This is a genomic window from Maribacter sp. (assembly GCF_039968975.1).
Lineage (GTDB): Bacteria > Bacteroidota > Bacteroidia > Flavobacteriales > Flavobacteriaceae > Maribacter.
This window is the reverse complement of record NZ_JBDVOT010000101.1, coordinates 1-20,981: the sequence shown is the minus strand read 5'-3', so window position 1 is coordinate 20,981 and position 20,981 is coordinate 1. Positions and strand designations below refer to the sequence as shown.

The following is a 20,981-nucleotide window of genomic DNA, read 5'->3' as shown; positions in this document are numbered from 1 at the left end:
TAATTTCTTTATGTTCTGTCTTTGCAGAGAGAAATATAAAAGGTATCTGTTTTGTCTTTTCGTTATTAGAGAGGTTTTCTAAAACGCCATAGCCATCAACTACGGGCATCATAATATCGCAAACTATAATGTCGGGTAAGTTTTCAATGGCAGTTTCAATACCAATTTTACCATTTGGCGCGGTTGTTACATTGTAACCAGATAATTCTAAAAGCTCTTCAGTATTCTCGCGTAAGGCTTTGTCGTCCTCAATCAATAAAATTCTTTTCATCTTCTAGTTGGTTTTCAATTTTGGAATAGATAATGTAAAAGTTGATCCTTTATTTACAACACTTGAAAACATAAGACTACCGCCTAAATTTTCTATATGCTGTTTTGCAATATTTAAACCAATACCAGTGCCTTGGGTCAACAATGCATTCTCTGCCCTAAAATAACGATTAAATATGTGTTTCTGCTCTTCTTCTGCTATGCCTATCCCTTGATCAATGACATTAATGGAGTAGCCAGTATTCAATATTTCTACTTTAATATCTATGGTGGTATCTTCTGGTGAATATTTTATGGCATTATGTATCAAGTTTGATAATGCCAGCTCTAATGTCTTTTCATCAAAATTTATATTCAAGTCATCTATGTTATCTGGATAATGAATCTGTTGACCAGATTTTAATAACATATTACTATTATAAACCACTTCGTTTACAATTTTGCTTAAAGGAAATTCTTCAATTTTATAATTAACCTTACCAGATTCTAAACTCTCTACGGATAAAAAGTCGTTAAGAATGGTGTCTAGGTATTTTACTTTATTTTTAATGGTGGTAACGTGCTTATCTCGTTTGGGTTGTTGCTCTGTTTGTGTATACTTGCCTAATAAGGTTATTGAAGTTAAAATACTGCTTAATGGTGTTTTAAACTCATGAGATACTAATGATAAAAATCTTGTTTTTAGTTCATTAAGCTCTTTTTCTACAGCTAAGGCCTCAGTAAGTTGTTGAGTACGTTCCTCAACTATATTTTCTAAATTTTCAGTGTAATTTTTTCGTTCTGTAATGTCTAATATAAATGCTACATATACTTTCTTTTTACCTAGTGTAGATAATTGTAAGTGTACCTCGACCGGATATGTAGTACCATCTTTTCTCCCGTGTTTTGTTTCAAAGTTGACTTTAGTGGTCTCGTTCTTTGATAATGGTGATATTATGTTTTCAAATTCAGAAGTTGTTATATCCGGTTTAATATCTACCGGGGTCATATGATTTAATTCATCTATTGAATAACCTATGTTTCTCTGTGCTTCTTTATTGACATTTAGAAACTTGAAATTTTCAGCGTCAAAAACAAAAATCTCATTTAAGGATTCATCAAAAATACGTGCCCAATGACTTAGTTCTTCTTCTCTGTTCTTACGTTCCGTTATGTCGATTACCAATGCCATAACGTAAGTGGAACCATAAAATTCGAACGGATTTAGTCCGGCTTCCACAGGAAATTCTTTACCATCTTTACAAATGCCGTACAGATTTCTACCATGACCCATTTGGCGCTTATCACTTTTTGCAATAAACTTTTCTACATGGGCATCATGACCGGCATGATATCTTTTTGGTATGAGAACATCCAAGGGTTTGCCCAACAGTTCTCCTTTTTCATAACCAAACATTTGATCTGATGAAGTGTTGGTGGCTACTACTATTTGGTTAGAATCTACCACAATAATACCTTCTGAAACACCTTCTGAAAGTAAATTGAAAATGTCACTATTCTCTTGAAAATCCTGCATATATCAAATATATCAATTAACACTGATTATTGTCATATTAAAATTATTGGTTACTTCATATTTTTACGCTGAAATCTACTAAAATTGTTACTATGGAAAATACAGCGAAGACAATGAACGGACTCTATGAAAATTTAGGTAAGCTTTTTTATGCTGTGGCCATAAGTGATGGTACCGTACATAATAATGAATGGGAAAAAGTTAAAGAATACGTAAAAGAAGATTGGTTATATATAGATGATTTTACCGATCGCTACGGTACAGATGCCGCAAACCAAATTGAAATTGTATTCGATGTTTTAATGGAGACTACAAAAAGTAGTGAGGAGTGTTTTGATGAATTTAAAGAGTTCTATAAAATTCATCCACATGCATTTTCAGATAAAATAAAAGCCTTGACCAAAAAAACGGCCAAGGCTATTGCAGATTCTTTCTCAGGAAATAATAAATCTGAATTAATTGTATTAGCTAAAATTGACTTATTATTCAATTAAAGCGCTTTCATTATTTCTTTGATGTTAGGATTGGCATAAATTTTTTGAACCAAATCGCTATAAAGATTTGTGAATTTATCTTCGTTTATTAGGTTGCCGAATAGTGATTCTTGTCTTATGAATGCCAACGGGTCTGTTTGGGTTTTGCTTGCAGCTAGGCGCAACTGTTCTTGCATAGCATCAATAATCTCGATTTCGTTGCCGTCTTTATCGATTCCTTTATCACTGTAATAACACCATGCAGCAATAACTAAAGTAGCAAATTTTATGCTTCCGCCGTTTGCTAAATTATCTTGAATTGTAGCAATTAAAAATTTAGGCAATTTAGCGGAGCTTTCAGAGCAAATACGGCTAACACTGTCTTTTATGTTAGGGTTGGCAAACCTTTCTAGTAAACTGTCTTTGTAGGCAGATAAATCTATACCTTCTAGTTTGTCTAACACCGGAGTGGCTTCTTTGTCCATAAATGCCCTTAAGTAGGTAACGAACAAATCATCTTCCATACAAGCGTTTATAGTTGGGTGACCATGTATAGCTCCTAAAATACCAAGTACGGAATGACCTGCATTTATAAGACGCAATTTCATCTTTTCATATGGCTTTACATCTGGTACAAACTGTACGCCAACTTTTTCGAATTCTGGTCTTCCATTAGAGAAGTTGTCTTCAATTACCCATTGAATAAATGGCTCGCAAGTTACGGGCCATTCATCTTTTACACCATATGTGTTCTCTAAATAATCAATATCTGCTTGGGTAGTTACAGGAGTTATACGATCTACCATACTGTTAGGGAAACTTACTTCCTTTTCAATATATGTCGCCAATTCTTCATTTTGCTTTTTTGCAAAGGTCAATAACATCTCTTTGGCAACATCACCATTATGTTGAATATTGTCACAAGACATTACGGTAAATGCTGGTAAACCTTCTTCTTTTCTTTTTTTAATGGCAGCGGTTAAAAACCCATATATAGTTTTAGGGCTATTTGGATGTTTAAGTTCGTGTTGTACATCTGCATTTTCAAAATCGAATTCACCCGTTGCAGGATTAAAATTGTAGCCTCCTTCGGTAATGGTCAACGACACTATTTTTGTGTCAGGATGTGCCATTTGTTCAATGACCAGATCTGGCGTATCAAATCCCAATTTAAAGTCGATGATAGAACCTAATACTTGAGAATCTATTTTACCATCCGGATGCTTTATGATCAACGTATACATACCGTCTTGTTTTTGCAAAACGTCATGAATTTTTTGATCACCCTCTCGTAGACCAACACCACAAATTCCCCATTCAGTGGTACTTTCTTTTTCTTGAAGTAAGTGTGTATAAAAAGCTTGATGGGCTCTGTGAAAACCACCAACACCAACGTGTACTATACCTATTTTAAGTGATGTTCTGTCAAATGTAGGAGTAGGTAATTTTTTGCTTATTTCTGCTAAATTACTGTTATTCAGCATGATTTCTTTTGTCATTTTTAGCTTAGTTTTTTGATTTGCCACGTAGTAAAGCCCAATAAGCAGTAACAAAATAAGTTACGGTACATATAAAGGCATAATGATAAAATGTTTCTCTATTTTCAACATAGATATTTTCGTTTGCACTGTCAAATAGTACAATACCTGCCAATACCAATGTAATTATAAGTGCAATAATCGAAACTAGTTTTATCACCTTAGATAGTACTGAAGTGTCTTTCTTAGGTTTAGTCTCTAGTTTGCTTTTTTCTTCTTGGTATGCTTCAATTTGTTCATTTCGTAGACTTTCTTTTTCCTCAGCTTGTGGGTACTTGTTTTTGGCTCCGTATTTGCCAGCAAGAACCGTGTAAATAGCGATGGTGAAAATCCATGTAGGTATAAATAGATAGAAGAATGACATAACGTTCAATGCATTTAATCCAAAACCGAATACCAGCCCTAATCCCCATGATACAATTGCGGGTGTGCTAAAAGTTAGGTTACGGTAAGATGACCAATAACGTGTATATCCAATCTTTGGAAATATCTGATGTTCAGCGAACACAATACCACCAACAGGCACGACCAATAAACCGGCATAGGTCAATAGTGGCAGTATTTGTGAAAATACAAATGGAAAACAAGCAATGCTAATGGTAATCAAGCCAACCACAATGGTTGTTTTTTTACGTGAATGTTTGTGAAATATAGCCTGTGCAGCTAAGCCGGCTCTGTATAGGTTAGTAATTGCAGTAGTCCATCCGGCAACTATTACGATAACAAAACCAGACCAACCCAATGCGTAAAATGCAACATCTCCCGGGTCTAGTTCTACAATAGTTTTACCAATGATAACTGCTGCACCTGCTCCCATAATCCCTGCAGCTATCCAAGCCACATAGTGCCCAAACATCATACCTGTGCTGGTGGCAAGACCGTAAGATTTCTTTTTGGCAAAACGTAACAAAGCCATATCTATTAATCCGAAATGGGTAATTGTATTTGCTGCCCAAGCGAAGCCAATGACTTCAACCAGGCCAATACCGGGTTTGCCGGCACTATCTACTCCTGTCCATATGGATTGGTCTCCGAGTGATATCAAATCATTCCAGCCATTAGGCAATGTAGTGCCCAATACATCTAAAGAAAGAGCTGGTAATAATACCATGGCACCGCTCGTAAACATTACAAAAAGCCAAGGTGCGCAAATACCTGAAAATTCAGATACTGCATTAAATCCATATAACGCAATGGATACCACTACGAGTCCAACGCAAAAAACGATGACAACAAACCACATGTTGGTAGGGTACCAGTTTAATTGTGCGGGAATATCAAAAGCAAAACGCACGGCGGTAGCCGATACGGTAATCATTGCTGCGGATATGACCGAGAAAATAATGACGTTTGCCCAATTGTAAAGTTTGGTCATTGAGTCTCCTGCAATTTTGTTGAGATAGGTATAAAGGCTTAACCTTGTCTCTACTGCTATAGGAGATGTAATGAATGTCCAACTTAGAACGGCTAGAATATTACCTATTAAAAGCCCAAGTATAATATCCATTGTTTTTGCCCCTAAGGCAACAAACGTTGCGCCAATTACAAATTCTGTTGCTGCAACGTGTTCAGCGGCGTACAGACCTGCAAAGTGGGTCCAATCATGTAACTTATGTTTTGCAACGGGTAGTTGTTCTTCGTTTAACTTTTCAAACGTGGAGTAGTCGGAGTTTGTTGACATAAGTTGAGTTGGTAGTTAGGTCGTTAATATATTTTAAGTTGTTTACCGTTTAAAGGCTTTTAGAGTTATTGGCTGATTTTAAACAGACTCGCAATGTATTTAATTTTGATAAGAACCTATATTAAAATTTGTTAATCTTCCACTAGTCATAGGTTGTGACAGGTTCTGCTTTGCTGTTGAATGATAGTGTTTTGATTATTTCACTAAGTAAAAAACGATTTGCCAAAAGGCAAATCGTTTCTATAAGTATAACTTAGGTATTATTATTTAAAAATTTAGTTATCAGATACTTATTTTTTAAATTCTTGAGGTTTTAAGCTGTTGTTAAAACTAATGTTAGACCAATTTACGGTTATCCATGGAGCATCGCTTACCGCGGCTTTCCAAGTAGATTTTTTATACTTTCTTTTTGTAGGTATTAACATTCCGTCTACATCTTCATATTCTAATACCATTAAATTAGGTGTTTCCATTGCTCCAAAATCAGCAACGGTAAATAGAAATTGATCTACCAAATGGGTGTTTTTATTGATGTATAACTGATAAATATCCGTAGGTTTTGAGTTCCCAAAATCAAAGGACACTTTAACGATTTCATACGGAGTGTTGTTCAGGGTTTCTTCGCCTAGATATTCGTATGATACACCTTTGTCCATTAGCTTTTGAAACATTGTAAACCAATAAAAATTAGTAGGTCTGTTGAATGCTACTCTTTTTAGAGCACTGCTATCCAATATAATTTCCTCATTGTTTTTAAGCCAAAACTCTTTGCCATCATAACCTTGTTCAATGGATCCTTCAAGATTACCTAATGTTCTTTGGTGCTTTTCGTATTTACCGTAAGATAGTTCGCCGTCAAAAATGTATTTTTCATTAGAAATATCTGTCTTACCATCTGGAGTTTGGTAAGTGTAAGTATATGCTACATCTTTTTTACTACGTAACATTTTATAATCGCCTACTTTTTCAAGCATTTTTGAAACAAGTTCTTGACCTTTGTTTTCAAAGGTAGGTGTACTTATTTCTTCTTTTTTGACACTTTTTTCTCCTTTGCAAGAAGTAATTAAAATGGTAAAAACTAGTAGGGTGGTAATTTTAAAATTCATATTGATTATTTAGGTTTAGATTAGAGCACCGTTGGCGCCAATGGTTTGACCAGAAATCCATTTAGATTCATCACTTGCCAAAAATAGTACAACCCTAGCGATATCTATAGGCTGTGCAAGTCTGTCAAAGGCATTCATAGAACTCAGTTTATCTATAAATTCTTGTGACTTCCCTTTCATGAACAATTCTGTTTCTGTAGCTCCAGGTGCCAAGGCATTAACAGAAATTCCTCTGCCTATTTCTTTAGAAAAAACACGTGTCATCTGTTCTACAGCTGCTTTAGAAGCAGAATATAAAGCGTAGGTAGGGAACATTAGTTTTACGGTACTAGAAGAAAAATTGATAATATTTCCTTTATCTGCAAGCTTAGTATTAGCTTCTTGTAAGGTGTTAAATATACCTCTAACGTTAACGTCAAATAACTTACTGAAATCTTCTTGGGTGCTATCTTTTAGCTCTTTTGAAATCATAACTCCAGCATTGTTTACCAATACGTTTACTTCACCAAATGCAGCGATAGTTTTATCGAACAGTTGTGTTACTTGTTCTCTATTACTGACATCAGCTTTAATGGCGATTGCTTCACCGCCATCAGCTTTGATTTTGTTTACGGTCTTTTCTGCGTCTTCAGAGCTATTAGAATGGTTTACAACCACTTTGGCTCCATTTTTTGCTAAGAGAAATGCAACTTCTTGACCAATACCCCTAGAGGCACCGGTAACGATGATAACTTTCTTTTCTAATTTCATTTCATTGATTTTTATAGGCTGATTAATTTCTTGGCTACCAATGTTAAATCAGGTTCATTAATCTCTGGAGTAGGGGATAAAGGGTATAGTTGTGCACCAGGTCTACTGATAAAGGCGCCTCTCCAATTTGCCCAAAGTGCTCCTGAAATATCCCAGCCATGAGCAGCTACTAGTAAACACTCTTTTGGTTGTATGCTCATTTTTCTGGCAGCCCAATTATATGCATCTACATGTGGTTTAAATTTTCCCATATCCTCAATGCTTAAGCGTTGATCAAAGTATTTGGTCAATCCAGAATTTTTAAATTGAGTTTCAACTCCTTTATTTGATGAGTTGGTAAAAGAAACCAATTTGTAACCCGCGTCTTTTAAGGATTGTAAAGCAGCTGGAACTTCTGGGTGGGCAGGCAACGAACGAATAGGGTCTACAATAGATTTTTTTGCTTCGTCATGACTTAGCGTTATGCCGTTGTTTGCCGCAACCATTTGCAAAGCTGCAGCACCAATAATGGCAAAATCATTGTATTGATTTGCAACTGTAGACACAAGTGAATATTGCAACATAGTCGTAAACCATAGCGGTAACAAATCATTTCTACCGTTTAGCGCTTTAGCAACGCTATCTTTCATAGCAGTTAAATCTAAAAGGGTTTCGTTAACATCAAAGAATAGTACTTTGGGTTTATCAAATAATTCTTCTTTTTTGTTAGCAAACCCTAGGGCAGGTATGGCTGCACCGGCAGCACCAAGGATGGTCGATTTTTTAATGAAGTTTCTTCTGTCTTTGTTCATAGTATTTGTAATTTTAAAAACATTCTAAGCAGTATGTTTTTGGGTAAAAAAATTATTGTTTTATTTGTTTTAAGTAAATAGATAGTCCGTTTAAATATTCGTCCATCACTTTGTCATCATCATAAAGTTTGCGAATTCCACGTATTCCTTCAAAAGCACTAATTAAATAAATTGCGGCTGCAGCACTTGAAATTTCATTTTTAATAGAGTTCTCCGTCTTTCCTCGTTCAATTAACTCTATGAGAGCTCTTTTCCATTCCTCAATGATGTTTTTCAACGCTCTTTGGTATACCTTTTCATTATCCCCAATTTCATTGATAAGATTATTTGTTGGGCAACCGTGTTTCTTTTCATACATGCTGAAAGACTTAAGGCTGTTTAAAAATGTATCTTCTAAAATAGCATATGCATTACCGTTTTGGTATAGTGGGTATACCATTCTTTTTTGAACTCTACTTTGTAATTTTTGGGTAATTATTTCTATGCCTAATTCTTTTTTATTTGCATAGTGATGATAGAAAGCTCCTTTTGTCATGGTAGTAGCCTTCATTATTTTCTCAATACTAGTAGTCTTAAATCCATCTTCATAGAAAAGTTTAAACGCCTCATTGAGTATGAGTTGTTTTGATAATTCAGATTTTAAAGACTGTTTCATATCGTAAATATGCTTAATAAAATACGGAGTAGAATGTTTTTGACAATGTTTAACGTATTCTTAACTAGAAAATAGTTTGTTGTTTTTGGTCGAAGTAAAAAACGTATTTAGAGAATACTGGTCAAAAAAAACATGTATGTTAATGATACCAAAAGTATTTCTAATTTAAGTTTAATCTATACTCATTAGGACTCATAGAAGTTTTCTTTTTAAAAATTTTGCTAAAATACTGTGGATATTCAAACCCCAAAGAATATGCTATTTCACTAGCACTTTTCTTTGAGTTTAATAGTTTGTTCTTTGCTTTTTCTATGATGTATTGGTGAATGTGGTCTTGGGTTCCTTGTCCGGTTTCTTTTCTAAGCAAATCACTCAAGTACTTAGCTGAAATATTCAATGCTTCTCCACAATATTGTACTGTTGGTATACCAAGTTCAATTTGTTTGTTTTGATTGTAGTATTCCTTGAGTAACTTTTTAAAATTAGCTGCTATGTCTTTATTTAAATTGGTTCGTGTGTAGAATTGTCTGTCATAAAACCTAACACAATAATTAAATAACAATTCTAGATTAGAAATAATAATGGTTTGACTATGAGTGTCAATATTACCACTGTATTCTTTTTCAATTTTTTCTACTATTTCAGTCACCGTTTTCCTCTCGTCATCTGATAAATGTAAGGCTTCGTTAGAGGCGTATTCAAAAAAAGTAAACAGGTCTATTTTCTTACCTAGTTCAGATTTTCTAATTAAATCTGGATGAAACATCAGCGTCCAACCCTGGTCTGAGGTATTAATATTTTGTTTTTCAAATTCCATTATTTGATCAGGAGCCATAAAAATCATAGAACCTTCTTGGTAATCATATGAATTTCTACCATAGTTTTTAATGGTAAAAGCACAATTATCTTTTAAACTGATATGATAAAGTCCTAAGGAGTATTTAAAATTTTCTAGACCTATCTGATCCCAATTTTCGCCAATTCTTAATACGGAAATTAAAGGGTGTTTTGGTTTATCCAGACTAAAGTAAGAATGAACATCTGCAACATTATTAATTGTTATAATTTCCTTCATAATAAATCACTTAAATATTCTGCCACCAGTTGGGGTAGGTGGTAACTGAATCTTTTACTATTATTTCTTGCCCAATTTGTGGTGCGATCACATTAATATTTAGTTCGGCTGCCTTTGTTTTAATTCTTATGATAGGATCTGTCCATTCATGCAAGGCTAATTTAAAACCTGCCCAATGAATAGGCATTATTTTTTTTGCTTTTACGTCTAAGCCGGCTTGTGCTGTTTCTTCAGGCATCATATGAATATCTGACCACAATTTGTTGTATTGACCGCATTCCATCAAGGCAAGATCAAAAGGACCGTATTTGTTCCCTATTTCTTTAAAATGATCTGCATAGCCACTATCACCACTAAAGAAGATATTTTCGTTTTTTGAGGTTATGACCCAAGAACTCCATAAAGTACTTTGGTTGTTATTTAAACCTCTGCCAGAGAAATGCTGTGCCGGCGTGCAAACAAATTTGAGGGAGCCTAACTGTGTTTCTTGCCACCAGTCCAATTCTGTTATTTGTGAATCTGAAACGCCCCAAGATCTAAGGTGGTTACCAACGGCAAGTGGCGTATAAAAATGTTTTGTTTTATCCTTTATCTTCAATACAGATTCATAATCTAAGTGGTCATAATGATCATGAGAAAAGATTACGGCATCAATTTGTGGTAATTGCTCAATGGCTATTGGGAATTCTTTATTGAATCGTTTTTCTCCTAAAAGTGGGTGAGGGGCTGCAACGGCACCGAACATTGGGTCTATTAAAATATTCTTTCCATCGATCTGTAATAGAAAAGAGGAATGTCCAAACCAGATTAATCTAGCCTCTCCATCATAATATGCAATATGTGTAGTGTCTAACTTTTTAGGCACTAAATCTTTTTTGGGGCGCCCATTGGGAACTTTGGTGGTAAAAAAGGTATACGCCAAACTTAACTTGTCAGAAAAGGATAAGTCTTCTGGTACCGGTTTTACATTACGGAATTTACCATTGTTAAATTGTTGAGATTTTGAGTACGCCAATTTTTGCTCTTTGGTGCTATTACCCCCAAAACTTGGATAAAAATTGGTAAATGCCAGAATGGCAATAACCAGTAGACCTATTATTACTAAGGTTGTTATCATTATTTTTTTTAATATTCTTTTGATCATGCTATTTATATTGACTCATAATCACTTTGTCAAATATACGGTCACCAAACCATTTACGCACTGTTATGGCGAACTTGGCAGAGTACCCTTTTACGTATCTGATTTTCGGATTTTTTACCGTAGCTGCTTTGGCTATCGTTTTTCCTAATACTTGCACATCTGTAAAGCGATCATTTGTAAAGTCTTTTTTCATAGTTTCTGCCACAGAATTTGCAAATGTTGCGTAAGCACCTGAACCAGAGGTTTCTTTTAAACTTTCTGCTGCAATTAATCCCCAAGGGGTCTTGATTCCGCCTGGTTCTACAATGACCACATCAATTCCAAATGGTTTAACTTCTAAACGTAGGCAATCGCTCCAACCTTCTAAAGCATGTTTGGTAGCGAAATACCATGCGCCCAAGGGTAAGTAGACCTTACCGCCCATAGACGAAATGTTTACAATTCTGCCATAATTGTGTTCTCGCATTTTTGGCAATATTAATTGTGTAATGCGTGCCAAACCAAATAAATTAACTTCGAACTGCCTTTTAGCTTCAGCTATTGAAACATCTTCCACAGTTCCATAAGAGCCATAACCAGCATTGTTGATTAGAATATCTATTTTACCTTCTTTATCTAGTATTGTGTTTACGCACGATACAATAGAATCATCTTTGGTAAGATCTAAAGGTACAATTTGTATTCCCTGTAGCTTTAAATCTTGCATTTCTTCTACTCTTCTTGCAGCACCATAAACAATATAGCCTTGGCTGTTTAGAATGTTGGCTGTAGATTTCCCCATGCCAGAAGATGCTCCTGTAATTAATACTACCTTACTCATGCGTATTTTTTTAAATGTATATATCAGTTTTACCTTGACAAAAGTAAAGGGATACATCTTTCTAACTGTATGCTAATTGCCGAATATTGAATACTTTTTTCCTATTCTATACATCTTACGACTTCAGCAAAAAAATAACCTCTATGTACAAGATTTGTAGATAGAGGCGAAGCTTTAAATGACTATTATTTATGTGTTCAAAAGTGACAAAGTTCTTTATACCAAGTCCTTGTTGGCTGCATTAAAATATTTCTTTTTTAACCAAAAGGAGACTTTCACTAAAAATATAAGTGCAGGTACTTCAACTAAAGGACCAATAACGCCGGCAAATGCCTGACCAGAATTTAGACCGAATACGGCAATAGCAACTGCAATGGCCAATTCAAAATTGTTTCCGGCTGCCGTAAAGGCTACTGAAGCGGTTTTATCATATGGTGCACCTGTTGCCTTGGTAAAGAAAAAACCAATAATGAACATTAAGGTGAAGTAGATTAGTAACGGTACTGCAATGATGAGTACATCCATAGGTATTTCTACTATTAACTCTCCTTTTAATGAGAACATGATTACGATGGTAAACAAAAGTGCTATCAAAGTCAATGGCGAAATGGTAGGTATAAATTTGGTGGTGTACCATTCTTCACCTTTGAGTTTTACTAAAATCAATCTACTTAATATTCCCATTAAAAACGGTAATCCTAAATAGATAGCTACACTTTCAGCGATCGTACCAATAGAGATATCTACAATTGCACCTTCAAAACCAAAGTAGGGTGGAAGTACGGTAATAAATATCCAAGCATAAAAGCTATAGGCAAATACTTGGAAAATACTGTTCAATGCCACCAATCCTGCTCCGTACTCACTACTGCCATCGGCAAGATCGTTCCATACCAATACCATAGCAATACAACGCGCCAGACCTATGAGTATAAGACCAACCATATATTCTGGGTAGTCAGACAAAAAGGTAATTGCCAAGATGAACATTAATACCGGACCAATGACCCAATTTAATATCAAAGAGATAGATAGAATTTTAGTGTTTCTAAACACTTTGGGTAATAATGCATAGTTCACTTTTGCCAGTGGAGGATACATCATTAGTATTAACCCGATGGCTATGGGAATGTTAGTAGTACCGCTATTGAAAGTGTTGATGATATCTGGAAAACCTGGAAAAAAGTAACCAATACCAACACCTAGAGCCATAGCAGCAAAAATCCACCAAGTCAGATTTTTATCTAGAAAACTTAATTTTTTAGATGCCATTTTTACTTGTTGATTTGTGAGAATACATAAAAAAGTTCCGTTGCAATCTGAATACTTCTTTCAGCATATTTTTCTGCTTGCTGCGGTGTGTTGTCAAAAGCCTTTGGGTCTTCAAAAGTGATAGGTACCCTTTTTTCTGCACCCGCAATAAACGGACAGCCACCATCTGCTTGTGAACAAGTCAATACTGCTGCAAACTGTGAAGCTGGATTAAACGCATCTTCATAAGATTTTGAAAAACCAATGACCGGATGCTCATTCTCAGAGAACTTAATAGCATAAACAGGATTACTAGTGTCTGATAATTTTTGAATCTGAAAACCCTGATTCTTTAATGTTTCTACTACCATAGGAAAGAGTACCGTAGCCTCTGTGCCACCAGAATAGCAATACACATTTTTAATATTAAAATAGGTAGCCATTGTCTGTGCCCATACTTGAGAAAGGTGACTTCTTCTAGAATTATGTGTGCAGATAAAGTTGATTCTAATAGACGAATTAGCAGCTTTTTTCTGTTGGATAAAATCTATTAACGGCTGTAATACTTCTTTGCGATCATTTGTAATTGAATCAGTTCTTAAGGAGCTTATCAATTGCTCTATTTTTGGTAGCATAGTTATTTCTTTAATACTTGTTCTATTGTAAGTTTAATTAACAGCAGCCACTACCTGGAGCACAGCTAGATTGTTGGTCCATTTCAGAAAGGTTCAGTTTGGGTTTCTCTGCAGGTATACCACAGTTGTCTTTTGCCAAACAGTCTGTTTTTTTAGATGTTAATCTAAAATTGGTACCGTCAAAATCTAACCCGAATTTTTCAATGGTTTGTCCTTGGTATTCCACTTCAATTTCTAAATCTTCTATGCCTAGTACCTTTTCAGAAAGTTCAATGATATTGATCAATTTTTCTGGGTGTAACCTATGGTCATAATCGTTTGCGTTCCATAACTGAAAATTCACGACTTCCTCATTACGGACAGTACCACCACAGTCTATAAAATTCTTGGTAATCTTGCCCACTTCCGTTACATGAAAATGGTTTGGTACTAATTCTCCATTTGGTAATTCAAAAGCTATAGTATCTAGTTCTGCCAAATGACTTTTAATTTCTGATAGTTTCATAATCTTGTTTTTAAATTAAATGTATGTTGTAGTATGTTAATCGTAATAAAGCGATAAATGAATGTAAATTTTTTTAGCAACAATTGGTATTTGGTATGTCTTGGTCCAAGAATTTCAGCATAATATCTTTCATGCTTGACCAGTTGTCTTTATCTATACAGTAGCAAACACTGGTGCCTTCAACGTTTCCTTTAATTAACCCTAAATTTTTCAGTTCTTTTAGATGTTGAGAAATAGTGGGTTGTGCCAAACCAATTTCGTTTACCAAATCGCCACATATACATGCATCTATTTTAAATAAATGCTGTAAAATAGCAACACGTGCCGGATGACCAAATACTTTGGCAAACAATGAAATCTTGTTTTGTTCGTCAGTAAACATTTCTGTTTTTGCTAATCCCATGTTTTAAGTTAATTGTTTCATTGCAATATTACGATAATATATTTTAATTATAAAATATTATAGTTTTTTTACATCATTGGAATCTATTCTATTTGTAGTAGAACAATAATCCTAATATATATTTAATAATAAGTTGTAAGGTTTTTAATTAAAAGGAGTTTCAATAGGCTTAATCTTATCTAATTTTTAAAATCTGCTAATATTTTAATGCAAACTTTTGAAAATGAGTAATTTCTATGTAACTTTTATCTAGAATTAAAACACTACGGAAAAATGGCATTAACAAAAGAAACAAAAGGAAAGGGTACGCATACTACGGTTACGTTTACGGTTGGGGCAAACGAAGCACCAAGTGAGGCAAATGTTATATTGTTGGGAGATTTCAATGATTGGCAAACAAACGATAGTTCATACCAAATGGAAAAAAAGAACGGATCGTACGTAAAGAGTATTAAACTTGAAACTGGTAAAAGTTATGAGTTTAGATACTTGAGCGAAGACAAAGGTTGGTTCAACGATCATGCTGCTGATGCTTATGTGCCATCTCCATATGCAGGTATAGATAATAGTGTTGTTGATTTAACCGCATTACCGGCGAAAAAGAAACCGGTTAAAAAGGCGGCTGCCAAGAAACCTGCCGTTAAAAAGCCAGTAGCTAAGAAACCTGCTGCTAAGGCAAAAAAAGATGATTTAAAGAAAATAGAAGGTATAGGTCCAAAAATTGCATCTATATTGACAGAGAAGGGTATAGGTACCTTTGCTAAATTAGCAGGAGCATCTGTTAAAACCTTAGAGGGTATTTTAAAAGAAGCTGGTCCGCGTTATACTATGCACAAACCAGGTAGCTGGCCAAAACAAGCTAAATTAGCTGCTTCTGGAGATTGGGATAAATTGAAAACATTACAAGATAAATTAGATGGTGGTAAGTAATCGCCAACATTATATATAACAAAAGCCCTAAGATATATTCTTAGGGCTTTTTGATTTATAGGCGTTTTTTAAATCTCTTGTACTATTTCATTGCAGTTTGGTAATCTATGATAAACTTTTTCATCATACTTTGTAGTTCTGTTTTGTCTTTCTTGCTCATCTTAATAATATTAAGCCAAGCGGTACCAATATCTTTGGGGGCAAAAGTTGAAAAGTTCTTAATAACCACTAAGCCTTTTTCCTTAGGATGGAATGTTAGTCCTTTTTTGGTGATTTTTATATTGTCTGCGTCCATTTTTAAAACAGGAAATGTTAGCTGCATTGCATGTTGAAGTCCATTGTAGAAGTAAATGTTACCTTGTGTGGCATTTATTTTTGCGTAATAATTTCTATTACTCTCACTATGTTCTTCTATAAAAGCATTGATTGTTTCTACTTGCGTTTGTAATTCTTGTGCGCTACTTGTTTTTACAAATGAGATTATTAAAACAATAGCTACTAATACTTTTTTATACATGATAATTATGGTTTAAGTTGAGCTTAAGTAACGTTAAAGGAGCTGTTTTGTTGTCTGAAAAAATATGCAAAGTATTACTTGTTGCAGTTATAATATTCTTCAACAACTGCCATAATATCATCTTTATTGAAAATTTTATTTCTTAATTTAGAAACTATGGTAGGGCAATCATTAAAATATTCAATTGCTCGCTTTTTAAAAGACTTTGAAGGTCTTGCGGTAAATAGAGGTGTGGCAATTGTCTCATTAGCCCTCTGCGCATAAAATTCATTTAAATTATGAAAAGAAATGACTCCAGGGTGGGTTGAAGTCATAGCAACAGATCTGCCGTAGAGTGTTACTGGTCCTGTGTTAACAATGCAGAATATTTCTTGCTTCTTTTTAGAAACAGGTATGTATTTGAAATAAGCAATTTCTCTTTCAGAAAATTTAAATTTAATCAGCTCAACCTGAGCTTCATCAAATACAGATTTTTCTCCGTTAGCTTTGCTTTTAACCCTTACCTTAGATTTACCATTAAAATGTATCAAATCTTTTGATACAACAGGGATTTTTACTTCACCAGAGATAGTATTCCCGTTTTTCAAGATAACTTCCCCATTTGTCCATGTATATTGAGAAAATGAAATAGCGCAATACAACAGGAATGCAAAAGTTATTATTGGTTTGTGAATCACGTATTATTTATTTTGTTATCTCCCAATCTTGACCTTCGTATTCTCCCCAAGAACAATCTTCGGGTTCTTTTAATACGCTTTTAACCATTTCAATAAGTTTTGGGTCCTCTTCCTTGAAAATTGATTCGCCCGCCATTATCAATGCTCTACTTAAATCATCATGCATTTTATCTTTATTTTGAACCAGATAATTTAATTGCCCTAGCCTTAGGTGTAAAAACGGATTGCCGACAGTATCTTTAAATTGCATTGCAAAATTAAAATTGTCAAAAGCATCTTCAATCCATCTTTCAGAAAAACATACTTCTGCGATATGTATAATTACATATCTACCTGCTCTAGTTCTTTTTTGATCATCAGTTAACGATTCATAAATTTTCATAAGCTCGTTAACCCTAGACTCCACATCTAAATCATTATTTGTAGTAATCTGGTCAATGTTGGCTACCTTATCTGTTATTGACGCTGGTATGTCAATGTATTGTTTGATTTTTGAAATGTCCGGTTCTTTTTTAGATTGTAATTGAACATTCTCTTGCTTTTTATCACTCTTTTTTAAAAAATCAAATAGCCCCATGGTGTTATATGTATGATATTTATAGTGTTAGATTGTATTACTCTTCTTTCAATTTCAACAACACTTCTTTTCCATGTTCATTGTCAGGATTTAACTCAATTGATTTTTTATACATTTTAATAGCTTCATCTTTCTTGTCTGCTATGAGTAAAGCTTCGCCATAACTATCGTAAGCATTGGCGCTATTAGGAAATAAAAGAGTAGTTGTTTTAAATACGTTTAAAGCTTTGTCCAGTTCTTGGGTTTGTAAAAATGAATATCCTAAGCTGTTTAAATCTTGTTCTGAACGATTATGAACCTTAGTTTCAATTGATAAGTCAATTGCATTGTCTAATGCCTTTTGTAATACTATATTTTGTTGGCTTTTGTCTAAAGTTTCAGCATAGGCTTTAATGACGGCATTGATGACTAATGCAGGATTATCATGAAATACAGCATGGCTACTGCTTTCAGCTATAATGTTAGTTACATTATTGTTTTTCTCGCCTAAATCTACATGGACTTTTTTCCATCTATCGGAATATTCTTTTGGGTATGCTGGAGCAGATTTATCAGGAAAAATGTTTGTAACAGGAATGTTTTCAGGAAACTGTGTGTTTCTTAATGAACGCATAATTTCGTTGTAATTATAATTCAGGTAATAATCTCCAGTACCCTTTGGTATGGTGTTGATGTCAACAAACTTGTCTCTCATGGTTAAGAAATCGTCATTCCAGAAATCACTTAAGGTTGCATCAATTAAAACAATCGATTTTATGTTCTTAGGATGTTTATTTGCATATAATAAATTATAAAGACCACCGTAAGAATGTGATACCAGAATAATATCATCGTCGTATCCTAATTTTGATAGTCCCGCTTCAAGCTCTTTTATGCCGTTTTCAATTCCGAAATCTGAATCGTTTTTTAATTCCGGATTCAATTCACTCTGTCCAAAACCTGATCTGTCATACGTTATTAATGTAGTACCGGTAACGTTATGAATTCTTTCTAAAATAGGTGCCCAAACAGTACTGTTATCACCACCACCTGCTTCAAATAGAATAGGAGTGCCTTCACCTTTCATAATATTAAAATGCATGTTGTAACCACCAATATCAACTGGTTTATCTAGTGATTGAGCGTGGACGGAGAATGATAAAGAGAAAATTGTTAAGAAGGCAAAATAGAACTGTTTCATTTTTATGAGGTTTAGTTGATTAGTTAGCTGTAATGAATACTTATTCGCCTAACCAACAATAATTAAGCCAAATGTTTTAGTTATAAATCTTATAGACATATACTTTCTTACAATTGAATATTAAAGTAATAGTGCGCAATTTGGAAGCAATAATAGCTAAAGATTAGTTTAATTAACTAATCGCTATAATAGTAAATAGTCAAGACTACCTTTAGACATTAATTTTTACTTTTTTAAATAAATTAGGTAACACGTCTTCTAAATCTGAAATTTTCCAATTTCTATCTCGTTTAATATCGCTTAAAGTAATTTCACTTTTTATTTCAGCCTGTTCTTTTTCTGTTTCAGGTTTATTCCAGAAATCACTTTCCACTTTTTGAAATGCCTTCTTTTTAATTCCTGTTTTTTCTTTATATAGCTTTACAGCTAACAACCTTAATTCGGTATATTCACAATTATTTTTTGGGGTATTAATTTGTGCTAATGTGTCTGCATTGGCCAAGGCGTCTAGATAAACTTTTTTGCCCTGTATTATGAGCCAACCTGCGAAATTATAGGTATTTGTGTAAGAACCTTCATTGATTAAAAATTGTGCCGTCCAAATTAAATTACTTGGTACTGAAATAATGGCAATTTCATATAACTCATAAATAAATTGAAAATGCAGTAATTCTTCAATAGACAAAGCCGAAAGTCTTTTATTGAAGTTTACAGTAAGTTGTTCATTATCTGAATTTGATTTTCCCTTTACATCTTCAATAATGGACCAAAATAGCTCTTTATTCATTTTAATCTGTGTTTAGGTATTTTTATGTTACCATTCAGATAACTAAATTAAATTTCTACATGATACTAGGTAGTCATTTTCTCTTAACTATATAAAGCCCTTCACTTTTACTCTTGTTTGCACTTGTGGGATATGAATACCGTATAAAAGACACTTCTGTTTCTGTCATAAACTGTTCAGGAAGGGTGTAATTATTCAAATATGAATCTGATTGAAAAAACCAAAACGGAAATTTAACGGCATCTTCTTTAAATCGCACATATTCATCACCCTTTTGTAATTTATAATAACCAACAGCTAAAAATTGAGAGATTATGGGCGTGTATGCAAATGTTGAGTTTGATTCTGTCTTTTTTAATCCGATTTTTTCAATTTTATTATTCTGATAGCTAAACTCATTTTCAGGATAATTAGAGTGTTCAAAATCATAGTCATTATACTTTTTGTCAACGCTAGAACCAGAATGAGACATCCAGTCAGAATAGGTATTAGATTTGGTGTCTTTTAGAAAAATGAGCTGGTTATACTTTGCAGGATAATTTTCGAAAGTTCGAGCACTTATATTGTCCCCGCCGAAGTAATGATTTTCTGATAGATGTAATGCTACCCAACCTTCATCAATTTTTAAATAGATGATATCATTATTGCCATAAACTACTGTAGACGCTTGATTGTAAAACTCTTTAAAAATTGTAATCCATTTTTTTTCTAAATTTTCTGTATCAGTGTTTATCCTTTTAAAGTAAGGTTCAGGTACTATTTCACTTTTAGAAAAATCATAGACAGCATTACCTGCAAATACATAATGCGATTTAAATGGCATTTCGGCTGTTTTATCTGACGTTTTGAAAAGTATACTACCGTCAGTGTCTATTTTTATTTGCTGATATGAATCATCTACAATAAAATAATTGTTGATGGTGTCATAGGTAATGTACAAGTAGGTTTTATCTGTAATTGCATCGATTACGTAATTTTCAGAACTAGCACCTGTACTTAAATACTTGTAGTTATTTTCATTTGAAACAAAACTAGGCAGCAGATTAATACTGGTACATTGTTGAACAAAAAATAGGAGTGCGATAATTACGAATATCATTATTTTATATTTTTTCATTTTCAACTATAGCTCATTTAAATTTAAACTCTTATTACATTCTAATTTTAGTTAGAGTTAATAATGTCACTAATCATTTTATGATACGTTGTTTTAATTTCATCCTCTACATCTTTAAACTCTATTTCCTCTAATTTTTTACATAATCTCAAATAGGCTTCTTTCCATATAGGATTCAAAGAGATGTTAGCAAGCATGGACAATAAATATAAATGCCTTATTTCTGTGTAATAATAGCGTTGAACTTCAATGTCAGATTGTTTTAATGATATATACCCTTCTGCAGCTTTAACAGCTTCTATATAGTCTTCTTTATTATTAGTGATTGTAGCTAATTTATCAGAATAATGTGCGTAGTAATATGCAGAATAAGCGCTACGTACCTCAGTACTATTTTCTAATAAATCTACAGACACCTTTATATACTTAACACTTTTTTGATAGTTTTCTAAATTGTGTTGAAGTTCTGCAGCTTCGTAATAATAGATACTTAATATTCTATAATTTTTAGATAGCTCATTAATTACTTCTTCTTCAGTATTAATTTTTATAACTCGCTTTAATAAATCGATTGCCATCAAAT

At 33.7% G+C, this 20,981-nt stretch carries 24 protein-coding genes; 2 read left to right on the top strand and 22 right to left on the bottom strand.

All coding sequences use genetic code 11. From position 1 onward, the window contains the following. The coding region (locus ABJI11_RS07045) for a response regulator (protein ID WP_348350713.1) at positions 1 to 271 on the bottom strand (271 nt) is incomplete at its 3' end. A gap of 3 nt (positions 272 to 274) precedes the next feature. Continuing rightward, a complete protein-coding gene (locus ABJI11_RS07040; protein WP_348350711.1) occupies positions 275 to 1,786 on the bottom strand; it encodes a PAS domain-containing sensor histidine kinase in 1,512 nt (503 codons plus the stop codon). 92 nt (positions 1,787 to 1,878) lie between these two features. Here ABJI11_RS07040 and ABJI11_RS07035 point away from each other — a divergent pair, with 92 nt between their 5' ends. Then, complete coding sequence (locus ABJI11_RS07035; RefSeq protein ID WP_276493200.1) at positions 1,879 to 2,280, top strand: hypothetical protein; 402 nt, start codon at positions 1,879 to 1,881, stop codon at positions 2,278 to 2,280. Here the strand turns inward: ABJI11_RS07035 and ABJI11_RS07030 are convergent. From ABJI11_RS07030 to ABJI11_RS06970, 13 genes are all read right to left on the bottom strand, one after another. Next, positions 2,277 to 3,758 carry a mannitol dehydrogenase family protein gene (locus ABJI11_RS07030; protein WP_348350709.1) on the bottom strand — a complete coding sequence of 494 codons (1,482 nt, stop codon included), beginning with the start codon at positions 3,756 to 3,758 and terminating at the stop codon, positions 2,277 to 2,279. The two genes, ABJI11_RS07035 and ABJI11_RS07030, sit on opposite strands and share 4 nt — an antisense overlap. A 7-nt stretch (positions 3,759 to 3,765) precedes the next feature. Next, positions 3,766 to 5,478, bottom strand: a complete 1,713-nt coding sequence (locus ABJI11_RS07025) for a hypothetical protein (protein ID WP_348350707.1) — start codon at positions 5,476 to 5,478, stop codon at positions 3,766 to 3,768. 290 nt (positions 5,479 to 5,768) lie between these two features. Continuing rightward, the gene (locus tag ABJI11_RS07020; protein ID WP_348350705.1) at positions 5,769 to 6,584 is read right to left on the bottom strand and encodes a hypothetical protein; all 816 of its coding nucleotides are present in this window, start codon (positions 6,582 to 6,584) and stop codon (positions 5,769 to 5,771) included. Positions 6,585 to 6,599: 15 nt separating this feature from the next. Then, on the bottom strand, positions 6,600 to 7,334 hold the full coding sequence (locus ABJI11_RS07015; RefSeq protein WP_348350703.1) for an SDR family oxidoreductase: 735 nt from the start codon (positions 7,332 to 7,334) through the stop codon (positions 6,600 to 6,602). 11 nt (positions 7,335 to 7,345) lie between these two features. Beyond that, on the bottom strand, positions 7,346 to 8,125 hold the full coding sequence (locus ABJI11_RS07010; RefSeq protein ID WP_348350701.1) for a haloacid dehalogenase type II: 780 nt from the start codon (positions 8,123 to 8,125) through the stop codon (positions 7,346 to 7,348). A 52-nt stretch (positions 8,126 to 8,177) separates the two neighbouring features. Further along, a complete protein-coding gene (locus ABJI11_RS07005) occupies positions 8,178 to 8,780 on the bottom strand; it encodes a TetR/AcrR family transcriptional regulator (RefSeq protein ID WP_348350699.1) in 603 nt (200 codons plus the stop codon). 160 nt (positions 8,781 to 8,940) lie between these two features. Then, a complete protein-coding gene (locus ABJI11_RS07000) occupies positions 8,941 to 9,855 on the bottom strand; it encodes a helix-turn-helix domain-containing protein (protein ID WP_348350697.1) in 915 nt (304 codons plus the stop codon). A 10-nt stretch (positions 9,856 to 9,865) separates the two neighbouring features. Then, positions 9,866 to 10,972: an MBL fold metallo-hydrolase gene (locus tag ABJI11_RS06995; RefSeq protein ID WP_348350695.1), complete on the bottom strand. Its 1,107-nt coding sequence runs from the start codon at positions 10,970 to 10,972 to the stop codon at positions 9,866 to 9,868. Between the two features lie 28 nt (positions 10,973 to 11,000). Beyond that, positions 11,001 to 11,819, bottom strand: coding sequence for an oxidoreductase (locus ABJI11_RS06990; RefSeq protein WP_348350693.1), 819 nt, complete (start codon positions 11,817 to 11,819; stop codon positions 11,001 to 11,003). Positions 11,820 to 12,035: 216 nt separating this feature from the next. Next, on the bottom strand, positions 12,036 to 13,091 hold the full coding sequence (gene arsB / locus ABJI11_RS06985) for an ACR3 family arsenite efflux transporter (protein WP_348350691.1): 1,056 nt from the start codon (positions 13,089 to 13,091) through the stop codon (positions 12,036 to 12,038). A 2-nt stretch (positions 13,092 to 13,093) separates the two neighbouring features. After that, positions 13,094 to 13,705, bottom strand: a complete 612-nt coding sequence (locus ABJI11_RS06980; protein ID WP_348350689.1) for a protein-tyrosine-phosphatase — start codon at positions 13,703 to 13,705, stop codon at positions 13,094 to 13,096. Positions 13,706 to 13,742: 37 nt separating this feature from the next. Further along, positions 13,743 to 14,210, bottom strand: a complete 468-nt coding sequence (locus ABJI11_RS06975) for a DUF6428 family protein (RefSeq protein WP_348350687.1) — start codon at positions 14,208 to 14,210, stop codon at positions 13,743 to 13,745. A 73-nt stretch (positions 14,211 to 14,283) separates the two neighbouring features. Further along, positions 14,284 to 14,613 carry a metalloregulator ArsR/SmtB family transcription factor gene (locus ABJI11_RS06970; RefSeq protein ID WP_348350685.1) on the bottom strand — a complete coding sequence of 110 codons (330 nt, stop codon included), beginning with the start codon at positions 14,611 to 14,613 and terminating at the stop codon, positions 14,284 to 14,286. Positions 14,614 to 14,886: 273 nt separating this feature from the next. Between ABJI11_RS06970 and ABJI11_RS06965 the strand changes: the two genes are divergently transcribed. Next, the gene (locus ABJI11_RS06965) at positions 14,887 to 15,543 is read left to right on the top strand and encodes a helix-hairpin-helix domain-containing protein (protein ID WP_348350683.1); all 657 of its coding nucleotides are present in this window, start codon (positions 14,887 to 14,889) and stop codon (positions 15,541 to 15,543) included. An 82-nt stretch (positions 15,544 to 15,625) separates the two neighbouring features. Here the strand turns inward: ABJI11_RS06965 and ABJI11_RS06960 are convergent, their stop codons facing one another. The 7 genes from ABJI11_RS06960 to ABJI11_RS06930 all read right to left on the bottom strand — a co-directional run. After that, positions 15,626 to 16,060, bottom strand: a complete 435-nt coding sequence (locus tag ABJI11_RS06960) for a hypothetical protein (RefSeq protein ID WP_348350681.1) — start codon at positions 16,058 to 16,060, stop codon at positions 15,626 to 15,628. A gap of 74 nt (positions 16,061 to 16,134) precedes the next feature. Then, the gene (locus ABJI11_RS06955; RefSeq protein ID WP_348350679.1) at positions 16,135 to 16,737 is read right to left on the bottom strand and encodes a hypothetical protein; all 603 of its coding nucleotides are present in this window, start codon (positions 16,735 to 16,737) and stop codon (positions 16,135 to 16,137) included. 7 nt (positions 16,738 to 16,744) lie between these two features. Further along, positions 16,745 to 17,314 (bottom strand): hypothetical protein, encoded by a 570-nt coding sequence (locus tag ABJI11_RS06950; protein WP_348350677.1) that lies wholly within the window; start codon positions 17,312 to 17,314, stop codon positions 16,745 to 16,747. A gap of 37 nt (positions 17,315 to 17,351) precedes the next feature. Beyond that, entirely contained in the window at positions 17,352 to 18,494 is a 1,143-nt protein-coding gene (locus ABJI11_RS06945) for an alpha/beta fold hydrolase (RefSeq protein ID WP_348350675.1), read from the bottom strand. 211 nt (positions 18,495 to 18,705) lie between these two features. Further along, the gene (locus ABJI11_RS06940) at positions 18,706 to 19,281 is read right to left on the bottom strand and encodes a DUF4240 domain-containing protein (protein ID WP_348350673.1); all 576 of its coding nucleotides are present in this window, start codon (positions 19,279 to 19,281) and stop codon (positions 18,706 to 18,708) included. Positions 19,282 to 19,354: 73 nt separating this feature from the next. After that, positions 19,355 to 20,398: a hypothetical protein gene (locus tag ABJI11_RS06935; protein ID WP_348350671.1), complete on the bottom strand. Its 1,044-nt coding sequence runs from the start codon at positions 20,396 to 20,398 to the stop codon at positions 19,355 to 19,357. 47 nt (positions 20,399 to 20,445) lie between these two features. After that, positions 20,446 to 20,981 (bottom strand): hypothetical protein (locus tag ABJI11_RS06930; RefSeq protein WP_348350669.1); only part of this gene is annotated, 536 nt, incomplete at its 5' end.